The organism is Novosphingobium aquae (genome assembly GCF_037572715.1).
Lineage (GTDB): Bacteria > Pseudomonadota > Alphaproteobacteria > Sphingomonadales > Sphingomonadaceae > Novosphingobium > Novosphingobium aquae.
Genome location: NZ_JBBHJY010000001.1, coordinates 719603 through 737506 on the forward strand (window position 1 = coordinate 719603; position 17904 = coordinate 737506).

The following is a 17904-nucleotide window of genomic DNA, read 5'->3' on the forward strand; positions in this document are numbered from 1 at the left end:
CAGGGGTTAGCTGGCACGATGACATCGACCTTTGACACCCGCGGCAAGGCTTTGATCGCAGCGAGCGTTGCCGGGGCGCTCGCCTTTTACTTGCTGCGATCTGCTGACCCCATGCCTTTGGCGCTTATCATCCTCAAAGGCACCGGAGTCGGGATGCTGGCTTTGCTCGCTCTTTTGTACGGACCCGGACGAAGCGGCGCGATGTTGGCGGGCGTCATGGCGCTGGGCGCGTTGGGCGACATGGTGATCGAGTTCGACACGGTCGCCGGAGCCGCCGCCTTCCTGATCGGCCACCTGCTCGCTGTGGCACTCTATCTCGGGTTCCGGCGCGACCGGCTGACGACCAGCCAGATGATGCTCGCCTTGGTGATCCTCGTCGCCGTGCCCCTTGCCGGCTGGAGCCTGCCCGCCGACCGCGCATCGGCCGCGATGGTTCTGGTCTATGCACTGGCGCTTGGACTGATGGCGGCAGCTGCATGGACCAGCCGCTTCTCCCGCTATTCAGTCGGGATCGGCGCAGTGCTGTTCGTGCTGTCCGACCTGCTGATCTTTGCGGAGGGCGGCCCGCTGGCCGATAGCGCCTTGCCGCACCTGCTGATCTGGCCGCTCTATTATATAGGGCAGTTGATGATCTGCCTTGGAGTGCTGAGCGTCTTGCGGCTCGGGTCAGTTCGTTGAGTGGGTCAATCGCTCCTTGACCAGCACGTCATGCTGAACTTGTTTCAGCATCCATTTCTCGTTTCGCCCCGAAGTCTCGTTACGAAGAACGGTCGCGAGGCTGCATTTCGTTCACCGCGCCGCGCGTGCGGCCCGATAGATGCTGAAACAAGTTCAGCATGACGATGGTTTTGAAGGGATGCGAGCCTAAACCTAGCCCGCGACCGGCAACCTGATCGCACCATCCTCATCGCGGTGCAGGGGGCTGTAGACCACGGCGGCGGACAGCGGCAGGTCGCCATAGATATGCGGGAACAGTTGCCCGCCACGTGAAGGTTCCCACTTCACAGCATCGCCCAGCGCTTCAAGATCAACCGCGACGACATGCAGGTCCGACTGCCCGGCGAAATGCTTGTCGACCGTTTCAGTCAGCTGCGCTGCAGTCGACAAGTGGATGTAGCCATCGGCGAGATCGACCGGCGCGCCCTTGAACGCGCCGGTCTCTTCCAGTTCAGCCATCTGCGGCCCGGTCAGGACCTTGTAGGCAGTGAGGGGAAGATCACTCATTCGGCAGCGGGTTCCGCATCGTCAGTTGGGGCTTCGGGGGAAGCCTCGGTCGCTTCGATATCCTCGACCTCGGCTTCATCCTCGCCTGAATCCGCCAAACGCACGGCGCTGACCACATGTTCCGCGTCGGCAACGCTGAACAGGCGGACACCGGCAGACCCGCGCCCGATCACTCGCAGCGATTCGAGCGGCAAGCGGATCAGCTTGGCCTGATCGGTGACCAGCATCAGCTGGTCGGCCTGAACCGCCGGGAAGCTCGCGACGACCGGACCGTTGCGACCGATGTTGTCGATATTGGTAATGCCCTGACCACCGCGGCCGGTGCGGCGGTATTCGTAGGCCGAGCTCATCTTGCCATAACCATTGGCGCAGACAGTCAGGATGAACTGCTCGCGTTCCGCCAGTTCGGCCATGCGCTCAGGCGTGAGCGAAGGCTCGCCTTCCTTTTCGCCCTTCCACGGGGCGAAGCGGACATATTGTTCGCGCTCTTCCGCGCTGGTGCCAACGCGGTGAAGGATCGACAGGCTGATCACCTCGTCGTCGCCCTTGAGCAACATGCCGCGCACGCCGGTGGAGGTGCGGCTGGTGAATTCGCGCACTTCGTCGCCGGCAAAGCGGATCGCCTTGCCAGAGCGGCTGGCGAGCAGGACATCGTCGGTCGGATCGAGCAGGGCGACGCCGATCAGGCGATCTTCGCTGCCCTCTTCAAAGCGCATGGCAAACTTGCCGTTCGATGGCACGTTGGCGAACGAGTCCATCGAGTTGCGGCGGACATTTCCCTTGGCCGTGGCGAAGACGACCGAGAGGTTGCCCCACTCTGCTTCGTCCTCGGGCAGGGCGAGGACGGTCTGGATCGTCTCGTCCTTGTCGAGTGCCGGCAGCAGGTTGACGATAGGGCGGCCGCGCGTGGCCGGGCCGCCTTCGGGCAGCTTCCAGACCTTGAGGCGGTAAACCTTGCCGGCGGTCGAGAAGAACAGCACCGGATTGTGAGTCGAGCAGACGAACATGGTCTGCACCACGTCTTCGTCCTTGGTCGCCATACCGGCGCGGCCCTTGCCGCCGCGATTCTGCGCGCGGAAAGTGGCAAGCGGGGTGCGCTTGATATAGCCGTCCATGGTCACGGTAACGACCATTTCCTCACGCTCGATGAGGTCTTCGTCGTCGATGCCGTCCCATGCGGGGGCGATCTCGGACTTGCGCGGCGTGGCATAGGCGGCGCGGATATCGGTGAGCTCCTGCACCATGACCGCGTAAAGCTTTGCCCGGTCGCCAAGGATCGCGAGGTATTCCTCGATGGCGATCGCCAGAATCTTGAGCTCGTCGCCGATCTCGTCGCGGCCCAGCGCGGTGAGGCGGTGCAGGCGCAGGTCGAGGATGGCCTTCACTTGCGCTTCGGAAAGACGATAGGTGCCGCCGCTCTGCTCGGCATCGGGCTCGATCGCTTCGACCAGGCGGATGTACTGCGCGATGTCACCAATCGGCCACTCGCGGGTGACGAGGGCCGCGCGGGCCGCCGCCGGATTCGGCGCGGCGCGGATGATGCGCACGACTTCATCAAGGTTGGTCACCGCGATGACGAGGCCGAGCAAGATGTGTGCGCGGTCACGCGCCTTGTTCAGTTCGAACTTGGTGCGGCGGGTGATCACTTCCTCGCGGAAGGTGATGAAGGCGCTGATGAATTCGCGCAGGGTTAGCGTTTCGGGGCGGCCGCCGCGAATCGCCAGCATGTTCGCCGGGAAGCTCGACTGCGCCGGCGTGTGCCGCCACAGCTGATTGAGCACCACTTCGTGCGTCGCATCGCGCTTCAGTTCGATGACGACGCGCACGCCCAAGCGGCTCGATTCGTCTCGGATGTCTGAAACGCCTTCGATCCGCTTGTCCTTGGCGGCTTCGGCGATCTTTTCGACCAGACCCGATTTGCCGACCTGATAGGGCATCGAAGTGAGAATAATCGAGCGGCGATCACCGCGGCCTTCCTCGATCTCGTAGCGGCAGCGCTGCAGCACCGAACCGCGCCCGGTCAGGTAAGCGGAACGCGCGCCCGCCTGGCCAAGGATCATCGGCGCGGTCGGGAAGTCCGGCCCGGGAATGATCTCGATCAGTTCCTCGGTCGTGATCGCCGGATTCTCGATATAGGCGAGGCAGCCGTCGATCACTTCGCCCAGATTGTGCGGCGGGATGTTGGTCGCCATGCCGACCGCGATACCGCCTGCGCCGTTGACCAGCAGGTTGGGGAAGCGGGCCGGGAGGACCGACGGTTCCTGGCGGGATCCGTCGTAGTTGTCGATGAAGTTGACGGTATCCTTGTCGAGATCGTCGAGCAGCGCATTGGCCACGCGGGCAAGGCGCGCTTCGGTGTAGCGCATCGATGCCGGCGGATCGGGGTCCATCGAGCCGAAGTTGCCCTGACCGTCGATCAGCGGCAGGCGCATCGACCAGTCCTGCGTCATGCGGGCCAACGCATCGTAGATCGCGCTGTCGCCATGCGGATGGTAGTTGCCCATTACGTCGCCGACGATCTTGGCGCTCTTGCGATAGGGCCTTCCGGCGACCATGCCGCCTTCCTGCGCGGCGAACAGGATGCGGCGGTGAACCGGCTTCAAACCGTCGCGAACGTCAGGCAGGGCGCGCGCTACGATCACGCTCATCGCGTAATCGAGGTAGCTGGACTTCATCTCGTCGACGATGTCGATCCGGGTGAATTCCTCTGCCGGTTGCGGCGTTACAGGCATTTCGGTTTCGTCGCTCACTGCTGCGGTAATCTTTGTTCTGTTTTCGGTTTCGTGGCCCTAGGCGAATGCGCCGCAAAGGGCCAGCGCGGCGTGCCTTTGTCGGTCTTTTGCCCCCCCTTTTTCCACACTTTGCAGTCTGGTAGCTGAAGCGGCCATTCAATCGGCGTTCACCGGGCAAAATCTAGGCACGCCAGCATTGCAAAAGGCCCATTTCCCGGCCAATGCTGGGATTGAAGTCTTGCAGTCCGCCACGACAATCGCGGCGGGCACTTTGGAGGAGAATACTGCCCATGTCCGCCATTTCCCGGCGCTCAGGCCTGCTTTCGCGCGGTGCCATTGCCCTCGCGCTTGCCGCTGCTTCGGCAACGGTGGCTCTGCCGGCCAATGCCGCCAAGAAGGAAAAGGAGGCCGCTGCGCCTGCCGCTTCCAAGATCCAGATGTCGAAGGCCTTCCAGCCGCTCGCAATTGCCGCACAGAAGAGCCTCGACACGGCTAAGGTGCGGCCTGACGTTGTCGCTGCCCAGCAGGCCGTCAAGACGGCGACAGATGCCTATAACGCTGCCCAGGGTTCAGCCGCTCGCAAGGCTGCGATGACTCAGCGGGAAGCTGCGCTGGCCAACCTGCTTACCGCTTTCTCGGCCGAACGCACCCAGATCGAAGCGCTCAAGGGCGCTGCGACGACTCCGGATGACAACTTTGTCGCCGGCCAGCTGCTTTCGGGCCTCGGTCTTGCCGCTCAGGACATGAAGATCGTGCGCAGCGGCTACGAAGCCATGCTGGTCTCTGGCAAGTACCCGGCGGCGGATACGCCCAAGCTGCAGAACGCCATCGGTTCGATCTGCTATGACCTCAAGGATTTCGCCTGCGCCGTCACACAGCTCGATGCTGCGGTGAAGGCGGGTTACAAGGGCGATACGTCTGAAGCGCTGCTGGCCGATTCCTACATTCAGCAAGGACAGGTCCAGACTGGTCTCGATCGCCTGATGTCGAGCATCAAGGCGCGTAACGCCGCTGGCACCTCCGCGCCGCAGGAATGGTATCGCCGCGGCCTGTCGGCGGCCTACAAGGCCAAGATGCTCGATCAGGCCAGCGCCTTTTCGAACGGGATGGTGGAAGCCTATCCGACCAAGGAAAATTGGGCCGGCGCTATTTCGATCCTGCGCCTTGTCGCCAAGTACGAAGTGCAGGAACGGCTTGACCTGATGCGCCTGATGCAGCGGACGGACAGCTTCAGCGACAGCACCGACTACTTCGAATTCATCCAGGCTGCCGATCCTCGCCGTCTGCCGCAGGAAGTGCTCACGGTGATGAACGCCGGCCTCGCCGCTGGCAAGCTGCAGCGCAGCGACATCTCGGTTTCCGAGGCGCTGGCACAGGCGAACGAGCGAGTTAAGGCGGAAACGCCGACGCTGCCGGGCCTCGAAAAGAGCGCGATGGTGCCCACTGCGACGGGCAATTCGATCTCGGCAACGGCTGACGCGCTGATGTCCTATGGCCAGTCGGCCAAGGCTGAAGCGCTGTACCGGATGGCCCTGCAGAAGGGCGGCGTTGACGTTCAGCGCGTGAACACCCGCATCGGCATCACCCTGTTCGATCAAGGCAAATATGCAGAAGCCAAGGCCATGTTTGACGGGGTCACCGGCATCCGCCAGCCGATGGCACGCCTGTGGTCGGTCTATGCCGTGCAGAAGATGAAGCCCGCCGCCTAAGAACGGGGCACTGCCAAAATCGAAAGGGCGGCGGGCAACCGTCGCCCTTTTCGTATCCGCTCAATCGGCGGGGTGGAAGTGGCCGTCAGCCTCGTTAAGGACGTGGAGCACCCCGTCCGAAATGGCGAAGAACGCGCCGCGCAATGTAAGCTCGCCTTTGGCTTCCTTGCGCTGGATGCAGGGGAAGGTGCGCAGGTTTTCCAGGCTGACCTTGACGCCGGCCTGCTCCATCGCCCGCTCGGCCACGCGGCCCTCGGTGCCATGCCGGGCGGCGACTTCATCGCGCGCATCGTCGAGCAGGGCGATCCAGTCGGCCACGAAGCCGCCTTCGCCCGGTTCGGTTCCGCGCAGTTCCTGAGTCAGGGCCGCCTTGCAGCCACCGCACATGCCGTGACCGACGACGACGATTTCCTTCACCTTGAGCACCTGCACCGCAAATTCCAGCGCGGCGGACACGCCGTGACGTCCGGGCGTTGTCTCGAACGGAGGAACCATCGCGGCGACATTGCGCACGACAAAAGCCTCGCCCGGATCGAAGTCGAAGATCTGCGAGGGGTCAACGCGGCTGTCCGAGCAGGCAATGACCATGATTTCGGGTTCCTGCCCTTCGCGCAGGGCGGCCCAGCGTTCGCGGTTGGGGTTCCAACCAGATTCACGAAAGCGGCGGTATCCTGCTAGCAGGCGGTCGAGTTGGGGGGAGTTTGCATCGGCCATGCGGAGTCCCATGCGCAAGCCGATTGCCTCTGGCAAGAGGGGATTTTGAGGCCTATGGGCGGCGGCAATGAACGACATGTCATCACCAAAGAATCCTGCCCCTGCCGGGGAAGGTGAGGCCGAACGCCAGCGCAAGCCGGACTGGATCCGAGTCAAGGCGCCGACAAGCCGCGAATATGCCGCGACTCGCGATCTGATGCGCGGCCTCTCGCTCACCACGGTGTGCGAGGAAGCGGCCTGTCCGAACATCGGGGAATGCTGGTCGAAAAAGCACGCCACGATGATGATCCTGGGTGACGTCTGCACGCGGGCCTGCGCTTTCTGTAACGTCAAGACCGGCCTGCCGCGCAAGGTTGATCCGCTCGAACCCGAACACGTTGCCGAAGCCGCGGCCAAGCTGGGCCTTGAACATATCGTCATCACCTCGGTCGACCGCGATGACCTTGCCGATGGCGGGGCCGGGCAGTTTGTCAAGGTGATCGAGGCGCTGCGCCGTATGACGCCGTCGACGACGATCGAAATCCTCACCCCTGATTTTCGCGGCAAGATGCGCGCAGCTGTCGAAGCCATCGTCGCGGCAGGGCCGGACGTCTATAACCACAACCTTGAAACGGTGCCGCGCAATTACCCGATGATCCGCCCCGGCGCGCGCTACTATTCCTCACTGCGCCTGCTTGAGGAAGTGAAGCACCACAACCCGATGATCTTCACCAAGAGCGGCATCATGCTCGGCCTTGGCGAGCAGCGGCTCGAAGTTCATCAAGTGATGGACGACATGCGCAGTGCCGACATCGATTTCCTCACAATGGGACAATACCTGCGGCCGACGCCGAAACATGCCGAGGTCAAGGAATTCGTCACCCCGCAGGCCTTCAACGCCTATGGCGCGATCGCCCGGGCCAAGGGTTTCCTGCAGGTCGCATCGACCCCGCTGACTCGTTCCTCGTACCACGCCGGCGACGATTTCAAGGCGATGCGCGCCGCGCGCGAAGCCAAGCTGGCCAAGGAAACGGCGAAGGCCTGATGCCCGGGATTGCCGAAATCCGCCGGTTGCCGTGGAGCGCCCAGCAGATGTTCGATCTGGTGGCCGACGTTTCGCGCTATGGCGAGTTCCTGCCTTGGGTCATCGCCACGCGCGTGCGATCAGATTCTGAAGAGGAAATGATCGCCGACATGCTCGTCGGCTTCTCGGCGATCCGGGAAAAGTTCACCTCACGCGTGCTCAAGCACCGGCCCGATGCGATCGAGGTGATCTACGAAGACGGCCCGCTCAAGGACCTCGACAACCGCTGGCAGTTCCGCGATCTGCCCGAAGGTGGTTGCGAAGTGGACTTTTCGGTCCAGTTCAGCTTTCGCAATGCCCTGTTCGAAAAGATTGCCGGCCAATATTTCGACAAGGCTTTCAGAAAGATGGTCACCGCTTTTGAGACGCGGGCTGAACATCTTTACGGCAACAGCAATTCCAGCGCCACCAGCGCCGCCTGAAGCCTCACCTGCGCCCGGGTGCCGGGTTCGAAGTGCTTTTCCTCCGAGTTCGAATCATCTTCGCCGCGAATTGCCCTGGCGAAGACGACTGTGCCGACCGGCTTTTCCCGGCTGCCGCCGCCCGGACCAGCAATCCCGCTGATCGCCACAGAAACGTCCGCCAGGCTATGCTTGAGCGCGCCTTGCGCCATGGCCCAGACGCAGGCGATGGATACCGCGCCGAAGGTATCGATGATGTCGGGCGATACGCCCAGCAGTTCCTGCTTGGCTTCGTTCGAATAGGTCACGAAACCGCGATCGAACACGTCGGACGACCCCGCAATCTCGGTCAGCGCCGCGGAAACAAGCCCGCCTGTGCAGCTTTCGGCGACTGAAACCCGGCGGCCCGCGGCGGCGTTCTCCACGATCACCCGGCGGGCGAGATCGGTGAGTTCAGCGGGGAGCAGAGAGTCGTGCAGGTCGGTCATGTCAGTTCGCCTGGCAAATCATCGCGCCAGCCTTGCTCTTGCGGTCGCGCACGGCGACAACGATGATCTCGCCCGCCAGATCGACCAGTTGATCCGGAGAAAGTGGCGAAAGTTTAGCAGCTATTGCGCTGATATCCTTGCATTCACTTGCTTTCAATTTTCCTGCAAGTTCCTTTGTGACCTTCTCGTTCAGGCTGGCCTGAAGAACATTGTCGGGCATATCGAGTTCTTTCGAGCCGCCCCAAACGCGCATGACGGCCGCTTTCGCCGCCTTCCATTCCGTATCCTTGCGCGCGGCAAGAACCTCGGAAATCCGTTGTCCGCCCGACAACAGATAAGCATCCGAAGCTAGGTGCGGCCGGCAACTGGCGATCATCGGGTCCATCACGACCGGCAAGGCATAGGCGATCAGGCTGTTCACTTCCGCGCGGGTAAAGCAGGCCGGCTCGGCCGCTTGCGCTGTCGTGGAAATCAAGGCGGCGAGGCCCGCGGCGGTGCGGAAGGCGGCTTTCATCGAATGTCCTTGCGTCATGTCTGGTCAGCCCTTGCAGATCGCGATTCTGCCGATCCTCGGATTTTTGCCCTGTGCCATGAGCCCCAGTGACAGGGCAATCAGTTCAGCCGTGTTTTCCGGAGGCAAAGGCGAGAGAAGCCACAGCGCCCGGTCAATCGAGCTACAACGGTCGGTCGGCATCTGTTCCACAACCATGCTGGTCACCAGTCCATCGACCAGCGGCTGCACGGTCGCATCGGGAAGCTTGCGCACGGCGTCGGTCATGTCGCCTGCGCCGCCCATCTTGAGCAGCGCGGCCTTGGCTGCGGGCCATGCGGCGGCCTTGCCGGGGCCATAGCGCGCGGAGAGCTTCATCCCCTCGCGCGTCAGATAGGCGTCCTTGCCCAGCACCGGGCTGCAGCGCTGGCTGGTGCCGGCGATCACGCTGGGCAGGGCGTAGGAGGCCACCGCCGTCGCCTCGCGCGGGGCCAGGCAAGCCGCATCCGCCGCCATCGCCGCTTGCGAAGACGCCAGCGATATAAGCGAAAGTGTCAGGGCTAAGGCACGCATCGGGATAAGTCCGTTCAGTTGCGGATCACGCTGGCAATAGCCTGAGCGGCGATACCTTCGCGCCGGCCGGTGCTGTCCAATCCTTCGGTGGTCGTCGCTTTGACGCTGACCTGGCTGGAGGCAACGCCCATGATATCAGCCAGTCGCGCCTGCATTTCCGCGCGGTGGGGCCCTATTTTCGGAGCCTCGCAGATGATTGTTACATCGACATTGCCAACCGCATAACCCGCCTCTGCGACAAGTTGCACCGCATGGGCGAGGAACCGCGCGGAAGGTGCGCCCTTCCATTGCGGGTCGCTCGGCGGGAAGTGTTGGCCGATATCGCCAGCTGATATCGCGCCAAGCAATGCGTCGACAAGCGCATGGATTGCTACGTCGGCATCGCTGTGACCGGCTAGGCCGTGGCTGTGTTCGATCTGTACGCCGCAGAGCCACATTTCCTCGCCTTCCGAGAGGCGGTGGACGTCAAAGCCACTGCCAACGCGCATGGCGGGCTGTTTTTGCGACAGAGACTGGGCGGCGAAGTCCTCGGCGAAGGTCAATTTATGCAAGGCTTCGTCTCCTTCGACGAGGGCAACGGGAATACCGGCTGCCTGCGCGACTTGTGCATCGTCGCCGGCATCTGCCGCGCCGGACCAAGCGCGATGTGCGGCGTGGATTGCGGTAAATTCGAACGCCTGCGGGGTCTGGGCCCGCCGCAGCGCTTCACGCGGGGCCGGGGCGCCCATGTAGCCGCCCTCTGCGTGAGTCAGGCTGTCGATCACCGGCAGGACCGGGATCGCCGCCCTGTTGGCGTCCAGCGCGGCATTGAGGCGGTCGAGCAGGGCATCGGGGATCAGGGGGCGGGCGGCGTCGTGGATCAGGACGCGCGCCGGTGCATGGGCGGCGAGCGCTTCAAGACCGGCCCGAACCGAGGCCTGCCGTGTCGCACCGCCTGTAACGAACTGGACTTCTAGGCCTGCAAGCGTCCGTTCGGCAATGTCCTCAACGCCTTCGGGAATGCACACGACAATCGGCGCAATACCGCGCCGCGCCAGCCGCTCGACCGAATGGCGCACCACCGGTTGGCCGCGCCACAGCGCGAACTGTTTGGGCAGCGGCTGTCCGGCGCGCAGGCCGGCGCCAGCGGCAACCACGACTGCGGCAGTATCGCGAATGGGGGAAGGATGCTCGCTCATCAGCCAACGCGGGTAGTATCTTGCGGTTGCCGGGGCAATCCACTATGCGCTGCCCAAATTTTAGGCACATTTCGATGATCGCAGTTCCTCCTCCCCCGCAAGTCAGGCCGATAGCCGTCGGGCCGGTCGCTATCGACTGCCCAGTGATCCTTGCGCCGATGACGGGTGTGACCGACTTGCCGTTTCGCCGGCTGGTGCGCCGGTTCGGCTCGGGGCTCAACGTCACAGAAATGATCGCCAGCCCCGCCGCGATCCGCGAAACGCGCCAGTCGCTGCAGAAGGCGATGTGGGATGCGGCGGAAGAGCCGGTCTCCATGCAGTTGGTCGGCTGCGAACCCGCGCAAATGGCCGAGGCGGCGAAGCTGGTCGAAGATCAGGGTGCGGCGATCATTGATATCAACATGGGCTGCCCGGTGAAAAAGGTGGTCAACGGCGATGCCGGATCGGCGCTGATGCGCGACATTCCGCTCGCCACGCGGCTGATCGAGGCGACGGTGAAAGCGGTATCAGTGCCGGTGACGGTCAAGATGCGCATGGGCTGGTGCCACGACAGCCTCAACGCCCCCGAGCTTGCCCGCATTGCCGAGGACCTCGGCGCGAAGATGGTCACAGTCCACGGCCGTACGCGCAACCAGATGTACAAGGGCGAGGCGGACTGGCGTTTTGTCCGCAGCGTCAAGGAAGCCGTCTCGATCCCGGTGATCGTCAACGGCGACATCTGCACGATCGAGGATGTCGCCGCCGCCATGGAGCAATCCGGCGCCGACGGCGTGATGATCGGGCGCGGCGCTTACGGAAAACCGTGGCTTCTGGGCCAAGTCATGCACTGGTTGCGCACCGGCACGGCGAAAGCAGACCCTGATATCGACACCCAGTTCGCCACCATGATCGAACATTACGACATGATGCTCGAGCTCTATGGCCGCGAAACCGGCGTAAAAATGGCCCGCAAGCACCTCGGTTGGTATACCAAAGGGCTGCATGGGTCAGCCGATTTCCGTAATAAGGTGAACTTCGTCGATGATCCTGATGAAGTCATTAGATATTTGCGCGAATTCTACGCGCCGCTCCTGAAGCGCCAGGCAGCCTGACGGCGCGACATGGCGGATTTCCCCGATGCCCATCGCCAGCTATCATCGATCGGGCTGGCGCTTGTGCTGCTCGGGCCGGGGCAAAAGATCGTTCAGGCCAATCCCGCTGCGGAGCAATTCTTCAGTCAGAGCCTGCGCCGCCTTCGCGGATTTTCGCTGACCGAGCTGATCCATTTCAAGGATAACCGGCTGATCGCCCGGTTGCAGGACAGTGAGACTCCGATATCAGCACGTGATATCAATGTAATCGTTGCCGGATTGGGGCCCAAAAGGCTCGATATTACAGTCGCTCCGATCATTGACGAGCCGGGCTGGCAGATGGTCACCCTGCAGGATGCCAGCGGCGCGGAAGCGCTGGGCAACGATGGCGGCGGCGCTGAGGATGTGGTGCTTCGCGCCCCGGAAATCCTCGCTCACGAAATCAAGAACCCGCTGTCCGGCATCAAGGGGGCCGCGCAGCTGTTGGCCCGCAAATTGGGCGAGAAGGACCGCGCGCTGACCAGCCTGATCGCGGAAGAGGTCGACCGGATTGCCCGCCTGATCGATGAGATGCAGGCACTTTCCAGCCGCACGGTGGCTCCGGTCGATGCCTGCAATCTGCACGAAGCCGTGCGCCGCGCCCGTGAGGTGCTCGATGCGGCGGGGAAGGGGGAAGCGATTGCCGAAGAGTTCGATCCCTCTATCCCGCCGGTTCTCGCCAGCCGGGACGGCCTGTTGCAAGTGTTGATCAACCTGCTGTCGAACGCGGTCGAGGCGTGCCAGAATGTGCGTGGGCCCAAGGTGATTGTGCGCACGCGATTTTCCAGCGGCATTCAGCTCTCGGCGGCGACTCCGGGGGCCAAACCGGTACGCTTGCCGATCGAACTCAGGGTCAGCGACAATGGCCCGGGGATCGATCCGGCCATGGTCGACCATATATTCGAGCCGTTCGTCACCACCAAAAAGACGGGGCAGGGGCTTGGCCTCGCACTGGTGCGCAAGCTGGTGCGCGATATGAACGGCCGAATTGTCCACGAGCGCGATGAAGCCGGGGGCTGGACCCATTTCCGGCTGCACCTGCCGCTAGCTCCCGATGCTGGCACGCCCGAGAAAGGAAAAGCCTCGCGATGAGCGTTCTCCTCGTCGAAGACGACATGTCGATTGCGATCGTCATCACTGCCGCTCTCGAGGCGGAGGGTTTTTCGGTCACGCATTGCGATTCGGTGGCCATGCGCGACCGCTTGCTGGCTGACAGCGCGTTCAGCGTGTTGGTTACCGACGTGATGCTGACCGATGGTGACGGCATCGCGGGCCTGCCCGGCATCCGGGAGAGCTTTCCGAAGATGCCGATCATCGTGCTTTCGGCGCAGAATACCCTCGATACGGCGGTGCGCGCGACAGATACCGGGGCATTCGAGTATTTCCCCAAGCCTTTCGACATCGACGAACTGGCGCGCACGGTGCGTCAGGCTGCGATGTCTTCGGGCGCGGAGATGAGCGATGCGCAAGACACGCCAACGCCTGGATTGCCGCTGGTCGGACGCTCCGCCCCTATGCAAGCGGTCTACCGCATGATCACGCGCGTGCTGCGCAATGACCTGACGGTGCTGGTGCTCGGTGAATCCGGGACTGGCAAGGAACTTGTTGCTGAAGCAATTCATCAGCTTGGCCATCGTAGCGCAGGTCCATTTGTAGCTGTGAACACGGCCGCCATCCCGGCAGAATTGATCGAAAGCGAGCTGTTCGGGCACGAGAAGGGGGCCTTCACCGGCGCGGTTGCCCGGCACATCGGCAAATTCGAGCAGGCCAACGGCGGCACATTGTTCCTCGACGAGATCGGTGACATGCCGATGCAAGCCCAGACCCGGCTTTTGCGCGCTCTGCAATCGGGCACGGTCCGCCGCGTTGGCGGGCGCGACGAGGTTAAGGTTGACGTGCGTATCATCGCCGCGACCAACAAGGACCTTGAACCGATGATCGCGGCAGGTACTTTCCGCGAGGACCTCTATTACCGGCTCAATGTCGTGCCGATCCAGATGCCGCCGCTGCGCGAGCGCGCTGATGATATCGAGGCGCTGGCCCGGCATTTCCTCCAGCTTGCCGCAGGGGAAGGCCTGCCACGTCACCAGTTGTCTGCCGATGGCGCTGAACTGCTGTCGCGCCAGCCGTGGCGCGGAAACGTGCGTGAACTGCGCAATTTCATCTATCGCGCGGCACTGCTAGCACGCGATGATATCATCGATGCGGCCACACTCGACACCTTGCTGGTCAGCCAGCCGCGCGATGCGACGGAGGGCAGCCCTGCCAATCTTGATGACAGCGTAATCCGCTGGCTGGCCGACACGGCTCCGGGGGCAGGGCAGGTCTATGACGAGGCGCTGGCGGCCTTCGAGCGTCCGCTGTTCTCGCAGGTTCTGCGCTCGACCGGTGGCAACCAGCTTCGCGCCGCGCAGATTCTCGGCATCAATCGAAATACGTTGCGCAAGCGCATCAGCGAATTGGACATCGATCCTGACAGTTTTGCGCGCCGAAACTGACTCGTCACGACAAAGCCCTTGCATTTCTGCAACAGTCGCGTTGTAACGGCGCAACGATGGAAGAAGCATACATCCGCAGGCGGAGTGGCTGGCAGCGCTTTTGGCGCCGGCTGCAGGTAACCGCACGGCGGGCCAACTTTTTCCCGTTGATGGCGGTTGCCGCAGCGATCGCATTCGTCATCATGTCGTCGATCACGGTCTTCACCGTGACTCAGCCCGACGAAAAAGGGCAGCTCCTCTCCACCAATGTCACGGCCACGCTGCTGATCGGCACGCTGGTGCCGGCAATGGCGCTGCTGGTCCTGCTGGGCCGCCGGCTCGCGCTGCAACGGGCGGCTGAAACGCTGGGCGGGACCGGCCGGCTGCACACACAGCTGGTTTTCCTGTTCTCGATGATCGCGGCAATCCCCACCCTGCTCGTGGTGATTTTCGCTTCGTACCTGTTCCAGTCGGGCGTCGAATTCTGGTTCTCCGACAAGTCACGCGGATTGCTGGAGAACGCCAACAAGCTCGCCGTCGGTTATTACGAACAGAACGTGCGCGATGTCGGCAACGAATCGATCATGATGGCGAGCGACCTGCACCAGTATCTCGCCCAGGTGCCGATCCTCAGCCCTGCTTTCCGCGAAGGCTATTCCTACCAGGTGCTCAACCGGCGGCTGAACGAAAGCGCGATCCTGCAGAAGGGGTCAGATGGCAAACTGCTCACTGTCGCCATCGTCGATCCCGAAGGCAATGCCAGCCGCGAACGGGTCCAGCCCGCAGTGCTTTCGCGCCTCGAAAAGGGCGAGCCGCTGGTCGTGACGGTCAACGCCAACCGGGTCGAGGCAGTCGTGCCGATCGACAAGCAGGCCGGGATTTACCTCTACGCGGCGCGCACATCAGACCTGCTGGCCTTCAGCCAGGGTCAGCGGGCCGAGAATATTGTGCGCGATTACGAAGTGCTCACGGCGCGTGCGCGGCAATTGCAACTGCGCTTCAACATCGCGCTGTTCGCCGCCTCGCTGGCGATTGTCGGGCTCGCGGTCTGGTTCGCGCTGCGCTTTGCCGACCGGCAGGTGAAGCCGCTCTACGATCTGGTGTCCGCCGCCCGGCAGGTCGGTTCGGGCAACTTCTCGATGCGGGTCGAAGGGCGCACCGGCGCGGACGAGGTGGGGCTGCTCAACCGCGCGTTCAACCGCATGACCGCCCAGCTTGAACGCCAGACGCAGGCGCTGGTCAGTGCCAACCAGCAGCTTCACGAACGCCGGGCGTTTATCGAAGCCGTGCTGGAATCAGTGTCCGCCGGTGTGATCTCGGTCGATGGCAAGGGCGTGATCCAGCTGATCAACAGCCCGGCCATGCGGCTGCTCTATGGCGATCAGGATGCCGACCCGGTAAGCAAGAAGCTCGCCGATGCAGCGCCGCAGTTCGCTGCGCTGATGGAAACCGGACGCGATCAGGGTGTGATCCAGTATGGCAAGGGCGGCGACCTGCTTACCCTCGCGGTCAAGATCGCCAAGGACCGGGCCGGTCACGTGATATCATTTGAAGATATCACTCGGCAGGTGCTCGATCAGCGGCAGGCCGCTTGGTCTGACGTGGCCCGCCGCATCGCGCACGAGATCAAGAATCCGCTCACCCCGATCCAACTCGCCACTGAACGCCTAAACCGGCGTTACAAGAAGCAGATCATCAACGATCCGGAACTGTTCAGCGAACTGACCAGCACGATTATCCGGCAGGTTGGTGACTTGCGGAAGATGGTCGACGAATTCTCCAGCTTTGCGCGGCTGCCCAAGCCCGTGTTTCGTAACGAGGACCCGGTCGATCTCGCCCGGCAGGCGCTGTTCCTGCAGGAAGTCGCGCGGCCCGATATCGATTTCAACTTCCGCGCTGAAGCCGACGTACCTGACCGCATCCTTTGCGACCGCCACCAGTACGGACAGGCGATGACCAACGTCATCAAGAACGCGATCGAGGCGGTCGAGGCGCGAGCGCGCAATGCTCCGGCCGATTATCGCGGTAAAGTCTCGGTCGAGATGTGCGCCGAAGCCGATCAGGTTGTCATCGTCGTGTCGGACAATGGCATCGGCCTTCCGCAAGACCGTGAACGGATTGCCGAACCCTATGTAACCACGCGCGAAAAGGGCACCGGGCTCGGCCTCGCCATCGTCAAGAAGATCATCGAGGAACACGGCGGCGTCATGACTTTCGCCTCGGTCGAGAGCGGCGGCACGCTCGTCACCATGCGCTTTGCGCGCGATCCTTTGGCGCGGCGCCCCGCGTCCGAAGCTGCAGAATAGTTGAGAAGAGGAAGCTTATGGCGCTCGAAATCCTGATCGTCGATGATGAACGCGACATCCGCGATCTCGTCGCTGGAGTGCTCAGCGACGAGGGGTACGAATGCCGCACCGCCGGAGATAGCGGCGCCGCGCTCGCCGCGATTGACGAGCGTCGTCCCAGCCTCGTCCTGCTTGACGTCTGGCTCCACGGCAGCCCGATGGACGGACTTGAAGTGCTTGACGCGATCAAGGCGCGCGAACCCGAACTGCCAGTGGTGATCTTCTCGGGCCACGGCAACATCGACACGGCCGTTTCCGCCATCAGTCGCGGCGCGATGGACTTCATCGAGAAGCCGTTCGAGGCCGAGCGCCTGCTGCTGCTCGTCGGCCGCGCCACCGAAACCGAGCGCCTGCGCCGCGAGAATGCCCGCCTCAAGAAGGACCGGGTGCCCGAATACGAATTCACCGGCAATTCCAGCGCAATCAACCAGGTCCGCGCCACGCTCAAGCGCGTTGCCAATACCGGCAGCCGCCTGCTGATCACCGGGCCGGCCGGTTCGGGCAAGGAAATTGCCGCTCGCCTGCTGCACGACTGGAGCCCGCGTTCCGTCAGTCCCTTTGTCAGCGTCAATTCGGCGCGCATCACGCCCGAACGTTTTGAACACGAGCTGTTTGGCGAGGAACAGGACGGAAATCTCGTCCGCCCCGGACTCCTCGAAATGGCCGATGGTGGCACGCTCTATTTTGACGAAGTGGCCGACATGCCGCTGTCGACCCAGGCCCGCATCCTGCGCGTGTTGACTGAACAGGCCTTTGTACGCGTCGGCGGCAACCGGCAGGTCCGTGTCGATGTGCGGGTGATTTCCTCGACATCAAAGGATCTCGAACGCGAAATCGCCGAGCGCCGCTTCCGCGAAGACCTGTTCTACCGACTCAACGTCGTCCCGGTTCACGTGCCGGCACTGTCGGACCGGCGTGATGACATTCCCTCGCTCGTCGACCACTTCTTTACGCGTTATGCCGCCGATCAGGGACTGGCCGCACCGGAGGTTTCCTCCGAAGCCATGGCCGCGCTGCAGAGCTATGAATGGCCGGGCAACGTGCGCCAGTTGCGCAACGTGGTCGAACGCACCGTCATCCTCACCCCGCGCGACAAGCTTGGCCGGGTCGAGGCGGATATGCTTCCGCCAGAAATCCTCTCGGGCCGGATCGCCGGCGAATCGGGCCTCTCGGCACTGATGGGCGTGCCGCTGCGTGAGGCGCGCGAGAACTTCGAGCGTGAGTATCTGCGCGTACAGATCCGGCGGTTTTCGGGGAATATCTCCAAGACGGCAACTTTCATCGGCATGGAGCGTTCCGCCCTCCACAGGAAGCTCAAGCTGCTGGGAATGGTGGGCAAGGACGTTGAGGAAGAAGCCGAAGCCTGACGGAAATTGTGTAATATTATTGCCATTTTCCGCA

Annotated in this window: 16 protein-coding genes; 9 read left to right on the plus strand and 7 right to left on the minus strand. The window is 62.9% G+C overall.

Translation table 11 applies throughout. From position 1 onward, the window contains the following. Positions 1 to 18 precede the first annotated feature (18 nt). Positions 19 to 678 carry a lysoplasmalogenase family protein gene (locus WG900_RS03615; protein WP_339964723.1) on the plus strand — a complete coding sequence of 220 codons (660 nt, stop codon included), beginning with the start codon at positions 19 to 21 and terminating at the stop codon, positions 676 to 678. A 192-nt stretch (positions 679 to 870) separates the two neighbouring features. Here the strand turns inward: WG900_RS03615 and WG900_RS03620 are convergent, their stop codons facing one another. Both WG900_RS03620 and gyrA read right to left on the minus strand, forming a co-directional pair. Further along, positions 871 to 1224, minus strand: coding sequence for a DUF952 domain-containing protein (locus WG900_RS03620; protein ID WP_339964724.1), 354 nt, complete (start codon positions 1222 to 1224; stop codon positions 871 to 873). Continuing rightward, positions 1221 to 3974, minus strand: a complete 2754-nt coding sequence (gene gyrA / locus WG900_RS03625; RefSeq protein WP_417596801.1) for a DNA gyrase subunit A — start codon at positions 3972 to 3974, stop codon at positions 1221 to 1223. Before gyrA ends, WG900_RS03620 begins: the two co-directional genes overlap by 4 nt. Before the next feature lie 272 nt (positions 3975 to 4246). Between gyrA and WG900_RS03630 the strand changes: the two genes are divergently transcribed. After that, positions 4247 to 5665, plus strand: a complete 1419-nt coding sequence (locus WG900_RS03630; protein ID WP_339964726.1) for a hypothetical protein — start codon at positions 4247 to 4249, stop codon at positions 5663 to 5665. Positions 5666 to 5725: 60 nt separating this feature from the next. On the opposite strand, the gene WG900_RS03635 is transcribed toward WG900_RS03630, so the two are convergent. Next, the gene (locus WG900_RS03635; protein ID WP_339964727.1) at positions 5726 to 6379 is read right to left on the minus strand and encodes a carbonic anhydrase; all 654 of its coding nucleotides are present in this window, start codon (positions 6377 to 6379) and stop codon (positions 5726 to 5728) included. A 67-nt stretch (positions 6380 to 6446) separates the two neighbouring features. Between WG900_RS03635 and lipA the strand changes: the two genes are divergently transcribed. Beyond that, positions 6447 to 7403, plus strand: a complete 957-nt coding sequence (lipA, locus tag WG900_RS03640; protein ID WP_339964730.1) for a lipoyl synthase — start codon at positions 6447 to 6449, stop codon at positions 7401 to 7403. Beyond that, the gene (locus WG900_RS03645) at positions 7403 to 7864 is read left to right on the plus strand and encodes a type II toxin-antitoxin system RatA family toxin (protein ID WP_339964732.1); all 462 of its coding nucleotides are present in this window, start codon (positions 7403 to 7405) and stop codon (positions 7862 to 7864) included. The genes lipA and WG900_RS03645 overlap by 1 nt, the downstream gene beginning before the upstream one ends. Here WG900_RS03645 and WG900_RS03650 read toward each other — a convergent pair. Genes WG900_RS03650 through WG900_RS03665 form a run of 4 tightly spaced genes read right to left on the minus strand, consistent with a single transcriptional unit; the run spans position 7825 to position 10572 of the window. Next, on the minus strand, positions 7825 to 8331 hold the full coding sequence (locus WG900_RS03650) for a CinA family protein (protein WP_339964735.1): 507 nt from the start codon (positions 8329 to 8331) through the stop codon (positions 7825 to 7827). The genes WG900_RS03645 and WG900_RS03650 overlap by 40 nt on opposite strands. A gap of 1 nt (position 8332) precedes the next feature. After that, positions 8333 to 8845 carry a hypothetical protein gene (locus WG900_RS03655; RefSeq protein ID WP_339964737.1) on the minus strand — a complete coding sequence of 171 codons (513 nt, stop codon included), beginning with the start codon at positions 8843 to 8845 and terminating at the stop codon, positions 8333 to 8335. A gap of 24 nt (positions 8846 to 8869) precedes the next feature. Then, positions 8870 to 9394, minus strand: coding sequence for a hypothetical protein (locus WG900_RS03660; RefSeq protein WP_339964740.1), 525 nt, complete (start codon positions 9392 to 9394; stop codon positions 8870 to 8872). A gap of 14 nt (positions 9395 to 9408) precedes the next feature. Then, positions 9409 to 10572 (minus strand): bifunctional 2-C-methyl-D-erythritol 4-phosphate cytidylyltransferase/2-C-methyl-D-erythritol 2,4-cyclodiphosphate synthase, encoded by a 1164-nt coding sequence (locus WG900_RS03665; RefSeq protein ID WP_339964742.1) that lies wholly within the window; start codon positions 10570 to 10572, stop codon positions 9409 to 9411. 74 nt (positions 10573 to 10646) lie between these two features. On the opposite strand from WG900_RS03665, the gene dusB reads away from it, so the two are divergent. From dusB to ntrX, 5 genes are read left to right on the plus strand one after another with little or no spacing between them, the layout of a single operon-like run. Next, on the plus strand, positions 10647 to 11663 hold the full coding sequence (dusB, locus tag WG900_RS03670) for a tRNA dihydrouridine synthase DusB (RefSeq protein ID WP_339964744.1): 1017 nt from the start codon (positions 10647 to 10649) through the stop codon (positions 11661 to 11663). 9 nt (positions 11664 to 11672) lie between these two features. After that, positions 11673 to 12773, plus strand: coding sequence for a two-component system sensor histidine kinase NtrB (locus WG900_RS03675; protein ID WP_339964746.1), 1101 nt, complete (start codon positions 11673 to 11675; stop codon positions 12771 to 12773). Further along, positions 12770 to 14179 carry a sigma-54-dependent transcriptional regulator gene (locus WG900_RS03680; protein WP_339964749.1) on the plus strand — a complete coding sequence of 470 codons (1410 nt, stop codon included), beginning with the start codon at positions 12770 to 12772 and terminating at the stop codon, positions 14177 to 14179. The genes WG900_RS03675 and WG900_RS03680 overlap by 4 nt, the downstream gene beginning before the upstream one ends. A gap of 56 nt (positions 14180 to 14235) precedes the next feature. Further along, a complete protein-coding gene (locus WG900_RS03685) occupies positions 14236 to 16464 on the plus strand; it encodes a sensor histidine kinase (RefSeq protein WP_339964751.1) in 2229 nt (742 codons plus the stop codon). Between the two features lie 17 nt (positions 16465 to 16481). Continuing rightward, positions 16482 to 17870: a nitrogen assimilation response regulator NtrX gene (gene ntrX, locus WG900_RS03690; RefSeq protein ID WP_339964754.1), complete on the plus strand. Its 1389-nt coding sequence runs from the start codon at positions 16482 to 16484 to the stop codon at positions 17868 to 17870. The last annotated feature ends 34 nt before the right edge of the window (positions 17871 to 17904 follow it).